Genomic DNA, 19,645 nt, shown 5'->3' with positions numbered 1-19,645 from the left:
TTTTGCCGCTATTCTTATTTATGGTGCAAAAAAGATGATCCCCTATTTATATCGGAGATCATCTTTTTAAATTCATCTACCCTCAGCTCACATGTCCTTCTGCAAATTGAGTATTATATAGATTTGCATAAAAGCCATTTTTCTTCAAGAGCTCTTCGTGCGATCCTTTTTCAATAATTTGACCATCGTTAATGACTAGGATTGCGTCAGCCTCTCGAATGGTGCTAAGTCGATGAGCAATCACAAATGAAGTTCTACCATTCATCAATGTTTTCATTGCCTCTTGAATGTGGAATTCCGTTCTTGTATCAACGCTACTTGTTGCTTCATCTAAAATAAGAATTGATGGATTAGCAAGTACTGCCCTGGCTATTGTCAAAAGCTGTTTTTGACCTTGGCTTAAGTTACTTCCTTCCGCATTTAAATGCGTATCGTATCCTTTAGGAAGTTTTCTAATAAACGTGTCCGCGTTAGCTAAACGAGCTGCATTTTCTACTTCTTTATCTGACGCATCTAATCGACCGTATCGTATATTATCTCGGATTGTTCCTGAAAAAACATATGCATCCTGTAGCACTAAACCGATTTGCTTTCTTAAAAAGTGTTTGTCATATTTGTTAATTTCTTCACCGTCAATTAAAATCCTACCTGATTGGATATCGTAAAAACGCGTCAACAAATTAATAATTGTTGTTTTTCCCGCTCCGGTTGGTCCGACTAAAGCGATCATCTGGCCTGGTGAAGCTTGGAAGGAAAGGTCTTTTAAAACAGATACATTTTTTGTATAACCAAATTGAACGTGATCAAATATAACTTCACCGGTTAATTTTTTATCAACGATTTGATTCGTTTCTTCAAATGTTTCAGACTTCAAGTCTAATATTTCAAATACACGTTCGGCTCCAGCAATGGCTGATTGAAGTAAATTATACTGATTAGCAAGCTGATTAAGTGGCTGACTAAATTGGCTTGAATAATTCAGAAAACTAACAATCACTCCAATTGTAATCGCATGATGATATGCAAACACGCCACCGACTACAGCAATAATAACAAAACTTAAATTTCGCATTGCGTTCATGATTGGTCCCATTGAGCCCGAAATGCTTAAAGCTTTTAAACCTACCACTCGTAGTCTTTCATTCATCTCTTTAAATTCTTCAATTGATTTTGATTCACGACCAAAAACTTTTGTTACTCTTAAACCTGAAATGCTTTCTTGGACAAATCCATTTACTTCTCCTAAACTCTTTTGCTGCTCTGAAAAATAATGGCGAGTATATTTCGTAATTTTTTTCGTAATAAACGTGATTAATGGCACTGTCAAAAGTGTAATTAACGTCATCCAAACACTCAAACTGAGCATCATCGCAACACTGCCTACTAGTATAAATATACTTGAAATTAACTGGACTACTATTTGATTTAATGTATTCGATACATTTTCAAGGTCATTCGTCGTTCGGCTCATTAATTCACCATGTGTCTTTTGATCAAAAAACGGAATTGGTAAACTTTGATATTTTTCAAATAAATCCTGCCTCATATCTCGCACTGTATTTTGCGAAACACTTGAAGCGACATACTGCTGAAGCCATGTAGAAGCTGAGCCTAATAAATAGACAACAAGTAATACAAAGCTCAATAAAATTGCTCCTTTATACTTTTGAGGAACAATATAGAGATCAATGATTTTTCCTATTAAATAAGGTGCTAAGAGCATGAAACAAGAAGTTAAAGCAGTAGCAATGATGACAATCCATAATCCTTGGCGCTGCTTCTTTAAATAACTCCATATTCTAAATACTGTTGTCTTTGCATTCTTCGACCTAACTTTAGGGATTCCCTGATGGTGTTGCCCTGGGCGAAAACTATTTTGAAAGAGGTTTGGTGAATTTTTCGTATTCGTATTGTTGTTATTGGACATTGTAAACCTCCCTCTCACCATATTGGGATTTATAAATTTCTTGGTAAACCACGCATGTCTTCATTAATTCTTGGTGAGTTCCGCCTCCTACAATGGCCCCATCCTCCATCACAAGTATTTTCTCTGCATTTACGACAGAAGAAATTTTTTGAGCGATTAAGAAAGTAATGCTATCATTCATTAATTGACTTAAAGAATCACGCAGTCTCTTTTCCGTATTAAGGTCTAAAGCACTCGTGCTGTCATCTAAAATTAAAACAGGTGGTTTAATTAGTAATGCACGGGCGATTGAAATTCGCTGTTTTTGTCCTCCAGACAAGTTGACGCCTCTTTGCCCGATTTTCGTTTCATAACCATCTGGTAATTTGGAAATAAAATCATGAGCCTGTGCGACTGTTCCAGCTGCTTCAATTTCCTCTTGAGTCGCATCCGATTTTCCAAATGCAATATTATCTCTTATTGAACCAGTAAATAAAAATGACTCCTGTAGTACCATTCCAATTTTCTTTCTAAGTTCTAAAAGAGGCAGTCTTTGAATATTTACTCCATCCATTAAAATCGATCCCGCAGTAACATCATATAACCTTGGGATTAGCTGAACTAATGAAGTTTTTCCAGAACCAGTTGAGCCAATTATTGCAATTGTTTCTCCTTGCTTTGCCTCAAAGCTCACGTCTTTCAAAATTGCTTCATCCTCATTTGATGTACTTCCATAAGAAAATCCTACTTGATGAAATTCAATCATATTACCTGAGACAGAAATATGATCTTGCTCTAGAGCATTTTCAATTGTAGGTTTTGTTGTAAGTACTTCTTGAATACGTTTTGCAGACACGCTAGATTGCGAAATATTTACAAGAATTGTGCTGACCATCAGTAAAGATGAAAGAACTTGCGTTACATAATTTATAAATGCTATTAAATCTCCAACTTGAACTGAATTCATTCGAACTAGATTTCCACCATACAAAAGAATTCCTACAAGACACATATTCATAATAAATGTAACAATCGGTGTATTCATCGCAATCACACGCGCAGCTTTTATAGCACTTTGCGAATAATCTTTATTTGCAATTTTAAATTGTTTCGTTTCGTAATCAGAACGCACAAAAGCTTTTACAACTCGAATTCCGGCTAAATTTTCTTGTAAGCGACTATTAACAGCATCAAGCTTTGCTTGTACATTCGAAAATAATGGGTAAGAAAACCGAATTAAAATAACTAATAGTACAACTAACACAAATAAAGTTCCCATTAGGATTAATCCTAAACGAGAGCTGATCCAAATCGCCATAATAACGCTACCGATTAATAAGCCCGGTGTACGCACAAGCGATTGCAATGCAATTCTTAATAGGTTTTGAACTTGCACTACATCATTTGTCATTCGAGTAATTAATGATCCCGTCTTATACGAATCAAGATTTTCAAAAGAGAATGTTTGAACTTTTGTAAATAGCCCATCTCTTAAATCTGCACCAAAATTTTGAGATGCTCGAATTGCAAAGTAATTACACCCTACGCCCGCTAGTAACCCTAATACAGCTACCAAAACCATTAAAGCACCAGTCTGTTCAATCGTATGGATATCATGTTTTACTAAACCAAGATTAACAATATCAGCCGCATATTTTGGCTGAAGCAAATCAAAAAACACTTCAAAAATCATAAATAACGGAGCAATTAAAGCAGATTTCCAATATGGCTTTATATAACTTCTCAGCCCCCACATGTTAACTCACCATCCATCAACAAATCCTCCTATAGCTTTCATCTCCCTACATCAAAGGGTCACTTTTCATCATTTCCGATTGACTCACTAGAATCCAATGCCGTCGTTTCATCAGTTTCATTTGTACTTTCACTTTTTTCCACCAGTTCACTTTCGTGGATTTCGAACACTTTAACAAATTCATTAATTACCATATCTATAGCCTTTAACTCTCCAACGATAATTTGGTGAATTGATTGAAACTCTGGTGCATTTAACTGTTGCATCAATGTCGAACGCTTAATATTCATCATTTCTAAAAAGCCAATTGCTCTTCTACGGCGAAAAGTTTTTGCCCCATTTCGGTGATGCTCTTTTCGTCTAGAGCCATCCCCGCGGTGTTTTTCTTCCTTGTGATGATCGTTAAATTCTTCATTTCTCATTTATTAACCCCCTCATTTGTATACATATGTATACACTAGTTCATTAACTATAATGTATACATATGTATACAAAATGTCAAAGGATAATAATTTTAAATTTTCACATTTTTAATCACATAACCACACGTGAAAACGGGAGGTTTGCTCTGCAGCTGTAGTCCTTTGTTACTGACCGAACCCTAAAGGGATACTGAACGGCCACTAAATCATCTATTTGTGCATAAATAGGTGATTTTTGTTCATTAACTACAAACTTTTGTTCATAAAGGCTTTTCCGCGCTGAATTATGATGGCAATCCAATGAAAAACATAAGGAATATGTTTGGTAGGCGAACCAAAAATAGTTTAGCACCTCGGGTAATTTTTTTAATACCACGCTGTAAGCTTTTTGGAACCCAGGCCTAGCTGGGTTTTCGTTTCCACAATCATAAAAGCCCAATTTCTTCAAAGTATAATTGAGAAATCGGGCTTTTATTTACATTTGCTTATTCGGTTAAAGTCTTTCATTTTCATATGATAGCTAGTTAATCCCCGTATCCCCTTGGATGACTTTTATGCCAGTTCCATGAATCAGTAATAATTTGGCGGATATCGTTTCGCTTCGGATACCAGCCTAAAATTTTTTTAGCCTTTTCGGATGATGCAATTAAAATAGCCGGGTCACCTTGACGTCTTTCTCCTATTTTCATAGAGATTGATTGATTTGTGACTTCGCTAACTGCATTAATGATTTCCTTTACTGAAAATCCTTTCTCACTCCCTAAATTGAAAACATTACTCTGTCCACCACTTATTAAGTAACTAAGTGCTAAAGTATGAGCACTAATTAAATCTTCCACATGAATATAATCACGAATACATGTACCATCTCGTGTGTCATAATCATTTCCAAATACGGTAATATGCTCTCTCTGTCCTAAAGCAACCTGTAAAATAGAAGGGATTAAATGTGTTTCAGGAGCATGGTCTTCTCCAATCTCACCTGTTTCTTTAGCACCAGCAACATTGAAATAACGAAGTGCAACGTATTTTATGCCATATGCTTGGTCACACCAATTCAACATTTTTTCCATCATTAACTTTGTTTCACCGTAAGTATTTGTGGGTTTCATTTCTAAATCTTCGGTAATTGGCATTTGTTTTTGCTCTCCGTATGTTGCGGCCGAGGAAGAAAATACAATGTATTTAACTTTAAATTCATTCATTACATCCAATAGATTTTGCGTACCATAAACATTATGATCAAAATAATGAATTGGGTTTTCCATTGATTCACCAACTAATGATTTGGCTGCAAAATGAATAACGCCTTCAATCTTTTTCTGTTGAAATATTTCTCTTAAGAAAGATTTATTCCTAATATCTCCTTTATAAAAAATTGCATTTGGATGAACGGCTTTTTCATGGCCAGTATAAAGATTGTCGATCACCACAACCTCCATACCCTTTTCAATTAACTGATAAACTGCATGTGAGCCAATATAGCCAGCACCACCTACAACTAAGATTCTCATCAAATGTTTCTCCAATCCTATTTTGTATCAATGACTTACTATATTTAAACGAATTTTGCACTCTCTTCTTCGATCAATCCTTTTATATATGGTAATAATTGCGGATATAAATCTTCTCTCTGTAGACCGATTTCCATCGTTGCTTTTAAATAACCTAATTTATCGCCAATGTCATATCGATTACCTGATAGTTCTAATGCAAGCAATCCTTCTAGACCACAGCTTTTATGGAGAGCATCCGTTAATTGATACTCACCTCCTGCACCTTTTTCAAGCGATCTAAGAATAGGGAAAATAGACGGATTTAAAACATATCTTCCCATAATCGCCATATTTGATGGTGCATCTATTGGATTTGGTTTTTCTACGAGTCCAAATACGTCATGCACATTTGGATTAATTTTGGATGAAGATATAATCCCGTATTTGTTCACGTCAGATGTTGGAACTGGCTTGACTCCAATAACTTGCTTTCCAGTTTCCTCGTATAAATGAATCATTTGCTGGAGTGCTGGTGGATCAGAAATCATAATATCGTCTCCTAGTAATACTGCGAAAGGTTCATCACCAATAAATTGTTCTGCACACAATATGGCATGCCCTAAACCTAAAGGTTCTCTTTGACGTATATAATGGATATTCGCCATTTCGCTAATACTTTGGACAAGCTTTAGCGTATCTAGTTTTCCACTCGTAAAAAGAGAATGCTCTAATTCTACTGATTTATCAAAATGATCTTCAATTGATTTTTTGTTTCTCCCCGTTACAATAATGATACTTTCAATCCCTGATTGAACCGCTTCTTCGACGATATATTGAATAGCTGGCTTATCAACGATCGGCAGCATTTCTTTTGCTTGTGCCTTTGTTGCAGGTAGAAATCTAGTTCCTAAACCTGCCGCCGGAATAACAGCTTTTTTTATTTTCATTTTTAAACTCCTCCCACCTTAGACGAAGTAAATACCCAGTAACGACTTCCTACGTAATTCATTAATACACTAACGCAAGTTGCTACTAATTTACTGACTAACACTGACAATCCAAACCATTCACTACAAACTTTTAAAATTAATAATGTTAATAGCAATGTAATGGCGTTAACGATCACAAAGCGCATTTTTTCTTGTACGCCATTTTGATTTTTAGCTTTAAATGTCCACCTCTTATTTAGTAGATAACTATTCACAATTCCACAAGAGTACGAGATAACCTGTGCTACTATATAGGGCATATTCGTAAGTGCATAAATTAGTAAAGTAAATACGATAAAATCTACTCCTGTGTTTATTAACCCTACAATTCCAAACTTAACAAAACCTTTAAATTGATTTATCATAGTTGAAAATCAAGCTTATCTTTTGACTTCTCTTTTTCTAACCCTTGTAACTCCCGCACAATATATAGTGGTCGACCTTTTGTTTCATCGTAGATTCGACCAACATATTCGCCAAGTATTCCAAGAATAATTAGGACAAACCCATTAAATAAAAGCATAATACTTATTAAGGAAGACCAGCCTTTTATAACTGAATCAGTAAATAAAGCTAAATAAATGACGTAAATCATATACACAAATCCTAAGCTTGATAGAATTGCTCCTAAATATCCTGCAAGTTTTAAAGGTTTATAGGAGAATGAAGTAATACCATCCAAACAAAGCTTAATCATTTTTTTTAGTGGATATTTCGTTTCTCCTGCTAATCTCTCATCACGTTCATATTCAATTGCCGTTTGTCGGAAGCCCACCCAGCTTACTAGTCCACGTACGAATCGATTATTCTCAGATAGCTGTTTCATTTCATCACAAACTTTTCGATCCATCAGTCTAAAGTCACCAGTATCAACAGGAATTAATATATCAGTAGATGCCCTTAAAATTCTGTAAAACATTGCAGCTGACCATTTCTTAAATATAGTCTCGCCATTACGCTTTATCCGTTTCGCATAAACAACTTCATAGCCTTCCTTCCATCTACCAATCATGTCTAGGATAAGGCTAGGCGGATCTTGAAGATCCGCGTCAATGATAATCACTGCCTCACCCGATGCATAATCCATCCCAGCTGAAATCGCAATTTGATGACCGAAATTCCTAGAGAAGTCAATCAATTTCACCGTTTGATCCCAACTGTAATAATCCTTAATGATGTCAACAGAACCATCCTTACTTCCATCATTAATAAAGATCAACTCGTAAGGATCACCTGCACTGTTCATAACCTTTTTTAATTGTCTATATGTTTCCTGTATAACTGCCTCTTCGTTATACATTGGAATAATGACTGAATATTTAACTGCTGCCACTTTACGATCCCTCCTTTTTATAGTGAAACTTTGTAAAGCTTCTTACTTCCTCCAGGGAAGCCCATACCATTACCGTTACTAGAATTAGTTTGCCATTTATCAGAAGAAATTTCTTTACCGTGTTTTTTGATCCAATCCGTAATTTCAGAGCTGCCTCCACGGCCGCCTATGCCATCAGATATCATAAAGTATTTAACTTTTCCTTCTTTCACTAATTTTTCAAGCTTATCAACTGTCAGAATTGGATCCGAACCAGAGAAACCACCCATTGCCATAACTGCTTTTCCAGTTTCAATAATGTAAGAAGCCGCTGTACTATAATCTGCAGTAGCAAATAAGAATTTCTCACCAGTATTATTTTTCGTCAAATATGCGTACGTTTTCTTATCGATTTGTTCATTGCCCATACCATTATCGTTCTTGTTACTACCTTGCCCTGGCATACTTGGCATATTTCCTTGACTAGTTCCATCCTGTCCACCTTGACCCGGCATTCCACTTGGCATATTACCATCCTGCTGACCTTGACCTGGCGTACCGTTTTGGGTATTTCCATCTTGCCCGCCTTGTCCTGGGATGCCGTCTTGCGCGTTTCCATCTTGCTGACCTTGTCCTGGCATTCCATCTGACATATCTCCTGATGGCATATTACCATTCATTCCGCCTGGTCCACCAAAGCCACCCATTGATGAAGTTGGCCCTGCTGCAGGCAACATGCTACTTTGTCCATAAGTAATTGGCGTAAAAGCCCAGTACATAGGTCCAATTAGTAAAACGAAAAATCCAATAATCGCTGCCATAAATTGCATACGACTTTCACTTACCTTGATGATCGACAGCCAAATTGTTACGCCAATACCTAAAATTAAAATCGCAATTGACCAACCAATGCCAATAACTGAATCATAAGGATGAACGATGAACCATTCGAAAACCGCAGTAATAAAGATAGCCGCTGGCAGTAAGAAAGATTTCCAATTTAATTTACTTTGATATAACTCAAAAAGCTTTGACCAACCCGCCCCAGCAAGTGCTGCCACTGGTGGAGCAAGCATGATTAAATAATATTGATGGAAAAATCCTGCAACACTAAAGAATCCCATTACTGGTACTAACCATGCCGTCCAAAATAATGCTTCCTTATGTTTCTGTGTAAAATTCTTCTTACGTAAATCGATAAAGATTCCTACTAAACCAAATAATACAAATGGAATCAACCAGCTCGCTTGTCCAGAAAGCTCTGATTGGAATAATCGGAAAGGTCCAGCTGTTCCTGTATTAAACATACCGCTACTATTTTTACCTTTCGTTCCACCATCAAAATTTGGGAATCCTTCTGGCATTCCATTTTGCCCTTGAGTCAATTCATTAGTTGGAACTGTATTGTTTGAATTACTTGAAGCTACATTGTTTGAATTATTAGCAGTACCATCATTTTGAGAAGCACTATTTTCCGTGCTACTTTGCGATTTACTTGTACTTTGACTAGGTGGATTTCCTCCGCCTCCATCCATACCAAGTAAACGTGAAACGCCATTATAACCAAATGCAAGTTCAAGCACTGAGTTCGTTTGGCTACTACCAACATAAGGCCGTTTACTTGCTGGTATCGAATCGACAATTACTGCCCATGATAGAGAAACTGCAAGAAGAATCGATGTGGCTATCGCCATTATCCCAAGCTTCTTTTTCCAATTAACTTTTGCAGCTACCCAATACAGTAGATAAAACGCTGGTAAAACCATATACGCTTGAAGCATTTTTTCATTGAAGCCAACACCGATCATTGCAAAAGCAACAAACACATACCATAATTTATTTTTCTTAAGTCCTTTAAATAGGAACCACGATGCAAGTAACAGAGTAAAGACAAGCATACTATCAATATTATTCGTACGACTAACTGCTACTAAAACCGGCGTAATAGCAATTGCCAATGCACTTAATCGAGCTGCAGTTTTACCAAATGTAGGCTTTACCATTACATATATTAAACAAACCGATCCTATTCCCGATAAAGCTTGAGGAAGAATGACACTCCAACCATGCAAGCCAAAAATATAAGCACTAATCGTTTGAATCCAAAATGTAACTGGCGGCTTATCGACTGTTACATATCCTCCTGGATCAAAGGATGCAAAAAAGAAGTTGTGAAAACTTTGAAGCATACTCGCAACTGCCGACGTATAATACGAATTTACGTATTTATCCGTCCAAATGTTATACCCGTTAAGAATTGCTGAAAGTAGTACGATTAAAACAAACGGGATGTCTAATCGTGATTTCCATTTTGAAAACATTGTTAAATCACTCCTATAATTTAAATTTCAAGTTGCAACACTGTTGTTGCATCTGCCTGTGTCTTTGTTTACCTGTAACCATTTTGCCTTGTCTAACTGAATTCCCCATGAGTGCTAACTGAAAGTTTACTGAAAGCTTACTTGCTTATACGAAATTCAAATTTATTTGTGCTACTATATGATTAAAAATTAGTATGGGAAGGTATTAATATGACATCAATAAAGGGCATAAAAATACTGCTTGTAGATGATGAACCACATATATTGCAATTTTTACAATTGGGGCTTGAAAATGAAGGATTTATTATAGAAACCGCACCAGATGGTATGAGTGCAATCAATATTGCTCAACAATTTAAACCACATGTTGCGATTCTCGATGTAATGATGCCTGGAATGGATGGATTTGAGACATGTAAAATGTTGAGAAAATTAGGACTCGATCTAGCCATCATCATGCTGACAGCTAAAGACGAAGTAGATGACCGAGTAAAAGGCTTAAAAATTGGAGCAGACGATTATGTCGCCAAACCATTTAGTTTCGATGAGCTACTAGCACGAATTGAAGCTAGAGTGAGAAATCAATTCCCTAGCCTTTTTAGTGAAGTTGTTCTAGGACCGTTTCGAATTGACGATAAAAGGAAAGAAATTAACTTTCGTGAACAAGCACTTGGGCTCTCGCCAACTGAATATGAACTCCTCAAATACTTAGTTTTAAACCACGGAATTGTTTTAAGTAAAGCAATGATTTTAGATAAAGTGTGGGGCTATAATTTCGGAGGAGAAGAAAATATAGTAGAAGTTTATATCCGCTCATTAAGAGATAAATTAAATGATAAGGAACACCGATTAATCCGAACACTTAGAGGTGCCGGTTATCGAATCGACTTAGTATGATAAAACAATTTAAAAGAATTTTTTCACCAAACTCACTTAAATATCAGCTATTTTCGAAGTCATTATTCATATTAGCCGTTCTACTTTTATTAATAGGCGGGCTCCAATTTATATTAATGAAGCAATTTATGTACCGAAATCAAGCTGAATCATTAAATGCACAATTGCGCTCAATTCCTTGGGATGTACTCTCAAAGCAATATCCCTTACCAAATGGATTTACCGATAATACGAATAAGCCAATCGTAAAAGACCAAAATCCAAATAATCGAGTTTTATTTTTGCCCTATTTATCTTTAACGTTTATCGATGTAAATGGTAAATGCATTAACTTAGCAAAGGAAAGTAATTTAAACACTCCTTGTCTCACAAAGAATGAATATAAGAAAATAGAAACTAATTTTAATAATCGAACGCCTGTAGGATACCAAATAATAAAGAATGAAAAAGGTGTACAACAGCTAGTAGTTTTTCAACCATTTGGAGGACCTGACCACTTTGAAGGCATCGTTCAAATGGGAATTGAAACTACTCCAATAAAAGACGTTTTATTACAGCAGCTTCTCATCTTCGGAAGCTTATCCTTATTAGCCTTAGCAGGTGGTCTCGCTCTTTATATTCCTTCACTTCGCCGGACACTTGTACCATTAAATAATATGGTCACTGCAGTAGAACGAACAAACGCTGGAAATTTAACCGAGCACTTCCCTGTTAATCAGGGACAAGAAGAGATTGATCGATTAGCCGAATCATTTAACAACATGCTAAAACGATTAGAAACTTCATTCAAATCAGAACGAGAAGCAAAAGAACAAATGCGTCGCTTCATTGCAGATGCATCTCATGAGCTCCGTACACCACTAACATCAATCCATGGATTTTTAGAAGTACTTTTACGCGGTGCCGCTAATAAACCTGAACAACTAAATGCAGCACTCAACAGTATGCTCGGCGAATCAACAAGAATTAAAAAACTAGTCGAGGATTTACTACTACTAGCAAAACTAGACCGTGCACCAGAAATGAATCTAACTGACACTAGACTTGATGAACTAATGACAGAAATGGAACCACAGCTACGAATTTTAGCAGGTGGACGAAATGTCCACTTCGATTTAACAGCGAACATAAAAGGAATGTACGATCCAGATAAAATAAAACAAATTATCCTAAACTTATTTCAAAATGCCGTCCAACATACAGACGCAACAAATGGCAACATTAAATTATCACTCGTTATTAATAGCACTACGACCCCATGCGCCGAAATTATAATCAGTGATAACGGCCCTGGTATTGATGAATCACATCTACCACATTTATTTGAACGATTTTACCGAAGCGACAGCTCCCGTGCTAGAAAATATGGCGGCGCTGGGTTAGGCTTATCGATTACTCAGTCAATTGTAGAGGCTCATGGCGGGAATATAATTGTGGAAAGTGTGTTGAGTGAAGGTAGTACTTTTATTGTTCGGTTGCCTATTTGATTTTTGATGAGTCGGGGCGGGGCGGGTGACGAAAATGCGAACACAATGTGTTATTTGAGCATAAAGTTGTGAACTACGTGCATAAAGCTGTGGGTTTTGTTCATAAATCATCCTTTTTTGTTCATAAAGCACCGAACTTTGCTCATAAACTGTTTGAAGCCACCTTTTAGGGTGGCTTCTTTGTTTGATTCTTGATGGTTAATCTAATTTATCAATAATTACACTCCTTCATGAGCGACTTTCACTGCTAAATAAGCCAACTTCATCATTATTTCCGACAACTTCACTGCTTTTTACTCGATGATCACAAATCGTTCGTGGTTTATCAATATTTGATATCAAAAAAAGACAGCAATAACCGCTGCCTTTAGATCACATCACATGTAAAATTAATGTATGGTCAATTAGAAGTTAGAAGAATGTAAGTTGCAAGTGGTTCACATAAATTTTGATTACAAAACCTATGTAAAAGTTCACTCGTATCAATATTTTCATTTATATTATTTTTAATCAACTCATTAAATTGACTAAAATTCAAATAATCTTTCGTGGCATCTAATTTATATTGTGGGAATTCGCCGTCTAATTTTTTTATTACTTTTTCATAACTAACCCTCTTACCATATTTACTCATTGACATAAAGGTCATAAAATCAGTGATAAATTCAATATCTTCTTCCTTAAATCCTTGTTCCGAACACCATTCCATTAATGTTAATTCCTCCACAAACTTACTCCCCTTCAATTAATTATTATTTTTATAAAAATAACCAGTCCGCCCCTTTTATTGCCCATTTAATAGTAATAGCAATTGTTTCAGCCGTCCCTTTGCTCATATTTGTATTCGTAGTTAAATAAATTGGTAATCGAGTTCTTGCCATATTGGCGGCATCATCGCCTGCATTACTAATGCTTATCTAAAAATTGAGCAATTTTTCCACTATGAGATTTCATAGTTTTTGCTACTTTAGAATCGATAATATTAAAAGCACGTGCCATATCAATTACCTCATCTCCAACGGCACGCATTAATTGAGCAACTTTTATAACGGCTTTGGATTTAATTCCTCTATTATCTTTAACTAAAATTGGTTGACTTTTTAATTCTTTTAACTGCGCTTCTGATGTGAGTTCAGCTTCTTCAGGTGTAATAACCACTTCTTCATTCTGACTTGCAATTACTTCGGCTTTTGAAGTAATTGTTCCTAACGAACAAAAAAGTAATACAAAAGATAACATTACTACTAATACCTTTTTCATAAGAACTCCTCCTTGTATACTATTTAAAAATAACTTTACACACCTACAATAACATGAATTTTTTTCCATAAATGAATAATTTTATGATATTTTTGTGTAAAAACGATTTGTCCAAAACAAAAAGGCCCGCAATCTCTGCGAACCTACGAAATAACCAATCCTATTTAACAACTAAGGAATTGGACTAATTTTAACAGCTATTCAATCTAATGCTACTTGAACAGTAATTGGTGTAATGTCTGACCAATCAGTTAGATTAGTCGGGGTATAAGCTAAACTAAATGCATCATCGACTCTAATTAAAAAGATACTTATGATGTTGGAGATGGAAATCTCGCAGCTTCAAAATGAGTGCTAACTTCACCATCGACATTTCTTTCGATACTTCCAGATGTGCTACTTTGTGCAAAAACTTCCACCTTATCCCTCGCGGTTAGTTTCAGGATTGATGAGACATTTACAATATTTCCGAATAGTATTGGACCGAAGAAATCATTATCAAGAGCGATTGCAGGTTTTCCGTTCACACGAAGTTCGATCCTTACTCTATAATTAACATCGTTATTATTAGGGAAAAAGCTAATTGTTGCGGAAACTAAATAAACCCCATTATTTCTTGGTCTAAACGTTGAGGTTAACGCATTATATTCAACTGCTAAATCAAATTGTTTTTTTTGATAGTTTACTTTCACAAAAGTATCTTCAGGCACCCTTAGACTTGTACTACTTACAGCTCTAAAGGCTGAGGCAATATTAATATTCTCTTCATTCGAATCAATTGGTTTTTTGGGCTTTGGAGGCATAATGTTCACTTCACTCTCTTATAAACTTCTATATTATATAGAGACAAGCTTTAAATGTTTGTATGCATGTCCATGTATGATAATTTTTTATGTAAAATTCATTAGTTCATTTACCTATTAGTAAAGACAGAGGTGTGGCTTGCACTTTTACCTAAAAATAGAAATATGCAAAAAGACCTCTACGGAATCTTCCATAGAGATCTTAAAACTTTTCATTATCTTTTTGCCCCTGTAAAACGTCTATTTAAAAACTTTGCAAACACTCGAGCAAATAAATTAAATAGAAGAATCATGACAATAAGAACAGCAGCAGATTTTGTTGCGATTGATTGTGCATCTGGAACAATACCTTCTGAATTTAACTTCCAAATGTGAACTGTTAATGTTTCTGCTGGTCTAAAAATATTAAACGGATTCATCGGTGTATCTAATGGAGCAGCATTATTTAAAATTGGTGTTGTTAATCCAGCTGTATAAATTAATGCCGCTGCTTCACCAAATATTCTTCCTGCCGCTAAAATGATACCTGTAATTAATTGTGGAAATGCTGATGGAATACTGATTTTAACAATTGTTTGCCATTTTGTAGCACCTAAACCAAGACTACCTTCTTTACTACTTTTCGGAACATTTAATAATGCTGTTTCACTTACCCTTGTTAAACCTGGTAGATTTAAAATTGAGATTGCTAATGCTCCGCCAATTAATGTATATCCCCAGCCAGTTAGCGTTACAAATACTAATAATCCGAATAACCCTACTACGATTGATGGTAAAGAAGCTAATGTTTCAATACATAATCTTAAAAATCCTAAAAAACGACCTGGTTTTGCGTATTCTGCCATATAAATTCCAGCACCTACACCAATTGGAACTGAAATAATTAATGTTAAAACTAGAATATAAAAAGAGTTAAAAAGTTGTGGTCCGATTCCTCCACCTGCTTGTGTATTACTAGGTTTTCCAAACAAGAAATTGAAATCCCAGAATCCCCAGCCTTTATAGATAATTTCACTTAACAAAAATAATAATAAAACTACAACTAAACCAGCTATTCCGTAAAGAACTCCAGTCCAAATTTTATCCATTTTTCTTGCGATCATGACTCATATCCTCCTTTTCTCCCAATTAAACGAATGAATAGAATAAAGAGGAATGAAATTAGTAGTAAAATCATTGCCAAAGTCCATAACGTATTATTCCATGCTGTACCATTTAATGTATTCGCCATATCCATTGTTAAAATTCCTGTTAATGTTGCTGTCGGATCAAAAATACCATTCGGGAATTTCACCGTATTTCCAATTACCATCTGTACTGCTAATGCTTCACCAAAAGCTCGTGCTAGACCTAAAACGATTGCTGTTAAAATATTTGTTTTTGCAGCAGGGATGATTGCTAATTTAATTGCTTGCCATCTTGTAGAGCCAAGTCCATATGATGCTTCTAAATACGTTCCAGGAACAGCTCTCACAGCATCAGAAGCTATACTTGCTATTGTAGGTAAAATCATAACACTTAGAACAATAATCCCGGCAATTAAACTAAAACCTACTCCACCTACCAAATTTCTAAGAAGTGGAACTAAGATTGTTACGCCAAGAAATCCATAAACTACTGAAGGAATACCTACTAGAATCTCCAAAACTGGGATTAATACTTTTTGACCAAATTTAGGTGAGATAAAGTTCATAAAAACCGCTAATGCAATTGCAACTGGTGCAGCAATAATGACAGCACCAATAGATACTAGAATCGATCCAACAATAAAAATTAGTGCACCATATGTCGGATGTTCTGCATTATTTGGGCTCCAATTTTTTGAAAATAATATATCACTTAACGATAAATGATTTACTGTAAACGATTGAATTCCCTTACTAACAATAAAACCTATTATTGATATTGTAATCGCAACCATTAAGAAACCACATAAAGTTACAAGAGTTCTTCCAAGGTATTCAATTAGAAAAAAGTTTCTTTTTTTGAAATTCATGATAAACCCCTATCATCCATTAATAAATTAGTTTAAAGAGTTGGTATAAAAACCAACTCTCTTTTTTTTATTTTTTATTCTAGACCTGCCATTTTTGAAGCTGGGATATAGCCCATCTCAACTAATTTATTAGCAAACTCGTCTCCACTAATAAATTCGATATATTCTTTTACAGGAGATTTTGCATCGCCTTTTGTAATCATGTACTCATAAGAATAGAATGGGTAATCACCTGCAACGATATTGTCTGTAGAAGATTCTTTTCCGTCAATTTTAACTGTTTTTAATGCATCTTTTTTATCGCCAATTAAATATGAGTTAGCAAGATAAGAAATCGCACCAGGAGTAGAGTTAACAGCTTGTTCTACCGCACCATTTGAATCTTGAACTGTTCCTACGCTATCGTTAATTTTAACGTCTTTCATAATTTTCTTTTCAAAAGCTGCACGAGTACCAGATGATGCTGGACGGTTAATTACGTTAATTTTCTCATCTTTACCGCCAACTTCTTTCCAGTTCGTTACTTTACCAGCGAAAATATCTTCAATTTGTTGAAGTGTAAGTGAATCTACACCAACATCTTTATTCGTTACCATTGAATAACCAACACCAGCAACTTTAGCCTCTACTAATGAACTTGCTAATGTTTTATCTTCTAATTTTTCAGCAGCTGGTACATCTGAGTTACCAATTTGAATAGCACCCGTAGATACTTGGTTTACACCAGTTCCACTACCGCCACCTTGAACTGTAACTGATACTTGTGGGAACTTTGTCATAAATTCTGTAGCCGCTTCGTCAGCTAGTGGTTGTAACGCTGTTGATCCCGCAGCACCAATTGTTCCAGTTAATTCTACTTTTTTATCATCTGTTGCCTTACCAGTAGTCTTGTCATCTTTATTTGAACATCCTGCTAACATACCAGTAATAGCCATTGCAGCGAAAGTTAATTTTAATCCACGTTTCATTTGAATAATCCCCCTAAAATGTTTGTTTTTATTTTTAAATTTGTTTTTGTTTTTGTTTGTTATCTCTTACAATCTCTACTTTAAAGTTTTAAGGTTAAGCAAGTTTTAATCAATCGTAAAGAAATTGTAAATCTTTTTAAGAGGGTGTATATTTAGTTGATTTTAGGGGATAGCAAAATAAAAAAAGAAAACTACTTTATCTATTTAAGTAGTTTTCTCGATATGTCTATATTTAGAAATTAGGAAAAATCCTCTGGATGCTTTATTACGATCTTTTTCCATATGTATTCAGTGTGGTTTCTATCCTTTTGATCAACCCAGCTTACTTTCATATAAACAACATGTAATTTCTTACTAGCATTTTCAAAAGTCGCTTCAGGGAACAAGTTAAAACTTCTACCTGTAGAAATACCACCAGGTGATTTAATAGAAGGAGAAATCGTGTATTGTTTTGAAACTTCTTTATCAGAAAAAGAATCCTTTATTAAAATATTCGTAATCAACAAATCAGGAGTGTACAAAAAATCAAAAGCATTCTTTGTTAGAATCCCTGAAATGATAACATTCTTCATGTATGTTTTTGGTTTTGAAACTCGAATATCTAACTCTAATCTTCCCTTGGCTGACTGATACGTTTCAGCTTCAATTTGAAAATTTTTGCTATTTGAAGCGAATTCAGAAGAATTTTTCATCAGCAGTTCTTTTGATTCCTTTTTCATCAAATTACTTATCTTTTCACTTGAAACCTGTTCTGACGTTACAGCCTCTAAAGAATCATTTTTGTCGCAAGCTGAGAATACCATCACTATAAAAATGGAAGCTATTACTATTATTAGTTTTTTCTTTTTTAAAGTTACAGAATCAATCAACTCTATTCCTCTCCTTCCTTTCAATTTCGTACACAATTAAGAACACCATATTAATCATACACTATTAGAAAATAAGAGAGTTTTCAATAGAATCATTAAAAAAATTTAATTTTTCTGGAAAATAAAAAAGCTAACCCAAAAAGTTGCATAGCAACCTTTTCGAGTCAGCTTAATTTGAATATTATTCTAGACCTGACATTTCTGAAGCAGGGATATAGCCCATTTCAACTAATTTATTTGAGAACTCGTCTCCACTAATATATTCGATATATTCTTTAACTGGAGATTTTGCATCGCCGTTTGTAATCATGTATTCATATGAATAGAATGGGTAAGCACCTGAAGTAATGTTTTCAGTAGAAGAATCTTTCCCATCAATTTGAACAGTTTTTAAAGCATCCTTTTTATCGCCAATTAAATATGAGTTAGCAAGGTAAGAAACCGCACCAGGAGTTGAGTTTACAGCTTGTTCAACTGCACCGTTTGAATCTTGAACTGTTCCAACGCTATCGTTAATTTTAACTTCTTTCATAACTTTCTTTTCAAAAGCTGCACGTGTACCAGATGATGCTGGACGGTTGATTACGTTGATTTTCTCGTCTTTACCGCCAACTTCTTTCCAGTTCGTTACTTTTCCAGCAAAAATATCTTCAATTTGTTGAAGTGTAAGTGAATCTACACCAACATCTTTATTTGTTACCATTGAATAACCAACACCAGCAACTTTTGTTTCTACTAAAGCACTTGCTTTTGATTTGTCTTCTAATTTTTCAGCAGCTGGTACATCTGAGTTACCAATTTGAATAGCACCAGTAGATACTTGGTTTACTCCAGTTCCACTACCGCCACCTTGTACTGTAACTGACACTTGTGGGAACTTAGACATAAATTCTGTAGCAGCTTCGTCAGCTAGTGGTTGTAACGCTGTTGATCCTGCAGCACTAATTGTACCTGTTAGTTCAATTTTTTTATCATCTGTGCTTGCTTTACCAGTAGTCTTGTCATCTTTATTATTACATCCTGCTAGCATACCTGTAACGACCATTGCTGCAAATGTTAATTTTAATCCACGTTTCATTATTGTTTGTCCTCCTAAGGAAAGTTATTATTTTCTACATCTCTAACTATAAAAAAGAATAATTAACCTAGTTTTAAACGATTGT

The 19,645-nt window shown here is 35.2% G+C and carries 19 protein-coding genes; 2 read left to right on the top strand and 17 right to left on the bottom strand.

Features of this window, described 5'->3' with window-relative positions:
- Positions 1 to 82: 82 nt before the first annotated feature.
- From ACFCYN_RS11005 to ACFCYN_RS10970, 8 genes are all read right to left on the bottom strand, one after another.
- Entirely contained in the window at positions 83 to 1,927 is a 1,845-nt protein-coding gene (locus ACFCYN_RS11005) for an ABC transporter ATP-binding protein (protein ID WP_375949297.1), read from the bottom strand.
- On the bottom strand, positions 1,917 to 3,662 hold the full coding sequence (locus tag ACFCYN_RS11000) for an ABC transporter ATP-binding protein (protein WP_375949294.1): 1,746 nt from the start codon (positions 3,660 to 3,662) through the stop codon (positions 1,917 to 1,919). Before ACFCYN_RS11000 ends, ACFCYN_RS11005 begins: the two co-directional genes overlap by 11 nt.
- A gap of 59 nt (positions 3,663 to 3,721) precedes the next feature.
- Positions 3,722 to 4,084, bottom strand: a complete 363-nt coding sequence (locus ACFCYN_RS10995; RefSeq protein WP_375949292.1) for a hypothetical protein — start codon at positions 4,082 to 4,084, stop codon at positions 3,722 to 3,724.
- A gap of 524 nt (positions 4,085 to 4,608) precedes the next feature.
- Positions 4,609 to 5,598, bottom strand: a complete 990-nt coding sequence (gene galE, locus ACFCYN_RS10990) for a UDP-glucose 4-epimerase GalE (protein WP_172446983.1) — start codon at positions 5,596 to 5,598, stop codon at positions 4,609 to 4,611.
- Between the two features lie 44 nt (positions 5,599 to 5,642).
- Positions 5,643 to 6,527 (bottom strand): UTP--glucose-1-phosphate uridylyltransferase GalU, encoded by an 885-nt coding sequence (gene galU, locus ACFCYN_RS10985; RefSeq protein WP_375949290.1) that lies wholly within the window; start codon positions 6,525 to 6,527, stop codon positions 5,643 to 5,645.
- A 2-nt stretch (positions 6,528 to 6,529) separates the two neighbouring features.
- Complete coding sequence (locus tag ACFCYN_RS10980; protein ID WP_172446981.1) at positions 6,530 to 6,934, bottom strand: GtrA family protein; 405 nt, start codon at positions 6,932 to 6,934, stop codon at positions 6,530 to 6,532.
- Positions 6,931 to 7,902, bottom strand: a complete 972-nt coding sequence (locus ACFCYN_RS10975; RefSeq protein ID WP_375949288.1) for a glycosyltransferase family 2 protein — start codon at positions 7,900 to 7,902, stop codon at positions 6,931 to 6,933. The genes ACFCYN_RS10980 and ACFCYN_RS10975 overlap by 4 nt, the downstream gene beginning before the upstream one ends.
- 17 nt (positions 7,903 to 7,919) lie before the next feature.
- On the bottom strand, positions 7,920 to 10,202 hold the full coding sequence (locus ACFCYN_RS10970) for a glycosyltransferase family 39 protein (protein WP_375949286.1): 2,283 nt from the start codon (positions 10,200 to 10,202) through the stop codon (positions 7,920 to 7,922).
- A 210-nt stretch (positions 10,203 to 10,412) separates the two neighbouring features.
- On the opposite strand from ACFCYN_RS10970, the gene ACFCYN_RS10965 reads away from it, so the two are divergent.
- Both ACFCYN_RS10965 and ACFCYN_RS10960 read left to right on the top strand, forming a co-directional pair.
- Complete coding sequence (locus ACFCYN_RS10965) at positions 10,413 to 11,099, top strand: response regulator transcription factor (protein WP_172446979.1); 687 nt, start codon at positions 10,413 to 10,415, stop codon at positions 11,097 to 11,099.
- The gene (locus ACFCYN_RS10960; RefSeq protein WP_375949283.1) at positions 11,096 to 12,586 is read left to right on the top strand and encodes a sensor histidine kinase; all 1,491 of its coding nucleotides are present in this window, start codon (positions 11,096 to 11,098) and stop codon (positions 12,584 to 12,586) included. Before ACFCYN_RS10965 ends, ACFCYN_RS10960 begins: the two co-directional genes overlap by 4 nt.
- 400 nt (positions 12,587 to 12,986) lie before the next feature.
- Here ACFCYN_RS10960 and ACFCYN_RS10955 read toward each other — a convergent pair whose 3' ends face one another.
- The 9 genes from ACFCYN_RS10955 to ACFCYN_RS10915 form a co-directional block, all read right to left on the bottom strand.
- Positions 12,987 to 13,313: a hypothetical protein gene (locus ACFCYN_RS10955; protein WP_172446977.1), complete on the bottom strand. Its 327-nt coding sequence runs from the start codon at positions 13,311 to 13,313 to the stop codon at positions 12,987 to 12,989.
- A 31-nt stretch (positions 13,314 to 13,344) separates the two neighbouring features.
- Positions 13,345 to 13,467, bottom strand: a complete 123-nt coding sequence (locus ACFCYN_RS10950; protein ID WP_375949281.1) for a hypothetical protein — start codon at positions 13,465 to 13,467, stop codon at positions 13,345 to 13,347.
- 25 nt (positions 13,468 to 13,492) lie between these two features.
- Positions 13,493 to 13,846 carry a hypothetical protein gene (locus tag ACFCYN_RS10945; RefSeq protein ID WP_375949279.1) on the bottom strand — a complete coding sequence of 118 codons (354 nt, stop codon included), beginning with the start codon at positions 13,844 to 13,846 and terminating at the stop codon, positions 13,493 to 13,495.
- Positions 13,847 to 14,157: 311 nt separating this feature from the next.
- On the bottom strand, positions 14,158 to 14,649 hold the full coding sequence (locus ACFCYN_RS10940; RefSeq protein ID WP_375949363.1) for an ABC transporter permease: 492 nt from the start codon (positions 14,647 to 14,649) through the stop codon (positions 14,158 to 14,160).
- Between the two features lie 215 nt (positions 14,650 to 14,864).
- On the bottom strand, positions 14,865 to 15,752 hold the full coding sequence (pstA, locus tag ACFCYN_RS10935; protein ID WP_098170896.1) for a phosphate ABC transporter permease PstA: 888 nt from the start codon (positions 15,750 to 15,752) through the stop codon (positions 14,865 to 14,867).
- Positions 15,749 to 16,645, bottom strand: coding sequence for a phosphate ABC transporter permease subunit PstC (gene pstC / locus ACFCYN_RS10930; protein ID WP_098119397.1), 897 nt, complete (start codon positions 16,643 to 16,645; stop codon positions 15,749 to 15,751). Before pstC ends, pstA begins: the two co-directional genes overlap by 4 nt.
- Before the next feature lie 74 nt (positions 16,646 to 16,719).
- A complete protein-coding gene (locus ACFCYN_RS10925) occupies positions 16,720 to 17,613 on the bottom strand; it encodes a phosphate ABC transporter substrate-binding protein PstS family protein (protein ID WP_375949276.1) in 894 nt (297 codons plus the stop codon).
- Between the two features lie 239 nt (positions 17,614 to 17,852).
- The gene (locus ACFCYN_RS10920) at positions 17,853 to 18,482 is read right to left on the bottom strand and encodes a hypothetical protein (RefSeq protein ID WP_375949274.1); all 630 of its coding nucleotides are present in this window, start codon (positions 18,480 to 18,482) and stop codon (positions 17,853 to 17,855) included.
- Between the two features lie 181 nt (positions 18,483 to 18,663).
- Positions 18,664 to 19,560, bottom strand: a complete 897-nt coding sequence (locus ACFCYN_RS10915) for a phosphate ABC transporter substrate-binding protein PstS family protein (RefSeq protein WP_172446973.1) — start codon at positions 19,558 to 19,560, stop codon at positions 18,664 to 18,666.
- Between the last annotated feature and the right edge of the window lie 85 nt (positions 19,561 to 19,645).

Origin of the sequence: Gottfriedia sp. NPDC056225 (assembly GCF_042267765.1) — a bacterium.
Lineage (GTDB): Bacteria > Bacillota > Bacilli > Bacillales > Bacillaceae_G > Gottfriedia.
Note: the sequence above shows the minus strand (reverse complement) of the source record. Positions and strands in the feature narration are given on the sequence as shown.

Bases quoted from the DNA above. Each gene is read 5' to 3' on its own strand.
- ACFCYN_RS11005 (WP_375949297.1), bottom strand. From the start codon at position 1,927: ATGTCCAATAACAACAATACGAATACGAAAAATTCACCAAACCTCTTT.
- ACFCYN_RS11000 (WP_375949294.1), bottom strand. From the start codon at position 3,662: ATGTGGGGGCTGAGAAGTTATATAAAGCCATATTGGAAATCTGCTTTA.
- ACFCYN_RS10995 (WP_375949292.1), bottom strand. From the start codon at position 4,084: ATGAGAAATGAAGAATTTAACGATCATCACAAGGAAGAAAAACACCGC.
- galE (WP_172446983.1), bottom strand. From the start codon at position 5,598: ATGAGAATCTTAGTTGTAGGTGGTGCTGGCTATATTGGCTCACATGCA.
- galU (WP_375949290.1), bottom strand. From the start codon at position 6,527: ATGAAAATAAAAAAAGCTGTTATTCCGGCGGCAGGTTTAGGAACTAGA.
- ACFCYN_RS10980 (WP_172446981.1), bottom strand. From the start codon at position 6,934: ATGATAAATCAATTTAAAGGTTTTGTTAAGTTTGGAATTGTAGGGTTA.
- ACFCYN_RS10970 (WP_375949286.1), bottom strand. From the start codon at position 10,202: ATGTTTTCAAAATGGAAATCACGATTAGACATCCCGTTTGTTTTAATC.
- ACFCYN_RS10965 (WP_172446979.1), top strand. From the start codon at position 10,413: ATGACATCAATAAAGGGCATAAAAATACTGCTTGTAGATGATGAACCA.
- ACFCYN_RS10960 (WP_375949283.1), top strand. From the start codon at position 11,096: ATGATAAAACAATTTAAAAGAATTTTTTCACCAAACTCACTTAAATAT.
- ACFCYN_RS10950 (WP_375949281.1), bottom strand. From the start codon at position 13,467: ATGGCAAGAACTCGATTACCAATTTATTTAACTACGAATACAAATATG.
- ACFCYN_RS10945 (WP_375949279.1), bottom strand. From the start codon at position 13,846: ATGAAAAAGGTATTAGTAGTAATGTTATCTTTTGTATTACTTTTTTGT.
- ACFCYN_RS10940 (WP_375949363.1), bottom strand. From the start codon at position 14,649: ATGCCTCCAAAGCCCAAAAAACCAATTGATTCGAATGAAGAGAATATT.
- pstA (WP_098170896.1), bottom strand. From the start codon at position 15,752: ATGATCGCAAGAAAAATGGATAAAATTTGGACTGGAGTTCTTTACGGA.
- pstC (WP_098119397.1), bottom strand. From the start codon at position 16,645: ATGAATTTCAAAAAAAGAAACTTTTTTCTAATTGAATACCTTGGAAGA.
- ACFCYN_RS10925 (WP_375949276.1), bottom strand. From the start codon at position 17,613: ATGAAACGTGGATTAAAATTAACTTTCGCTGCAATGGCTATTACTGGT.
- ACFCYN_RS10915 (WP_172446973.1), bottom strand. From the start codon at position 19,560: ATGAAACGTGGATTAAAATTAACATTTGCAGCAATGGTCGTTACAGGT.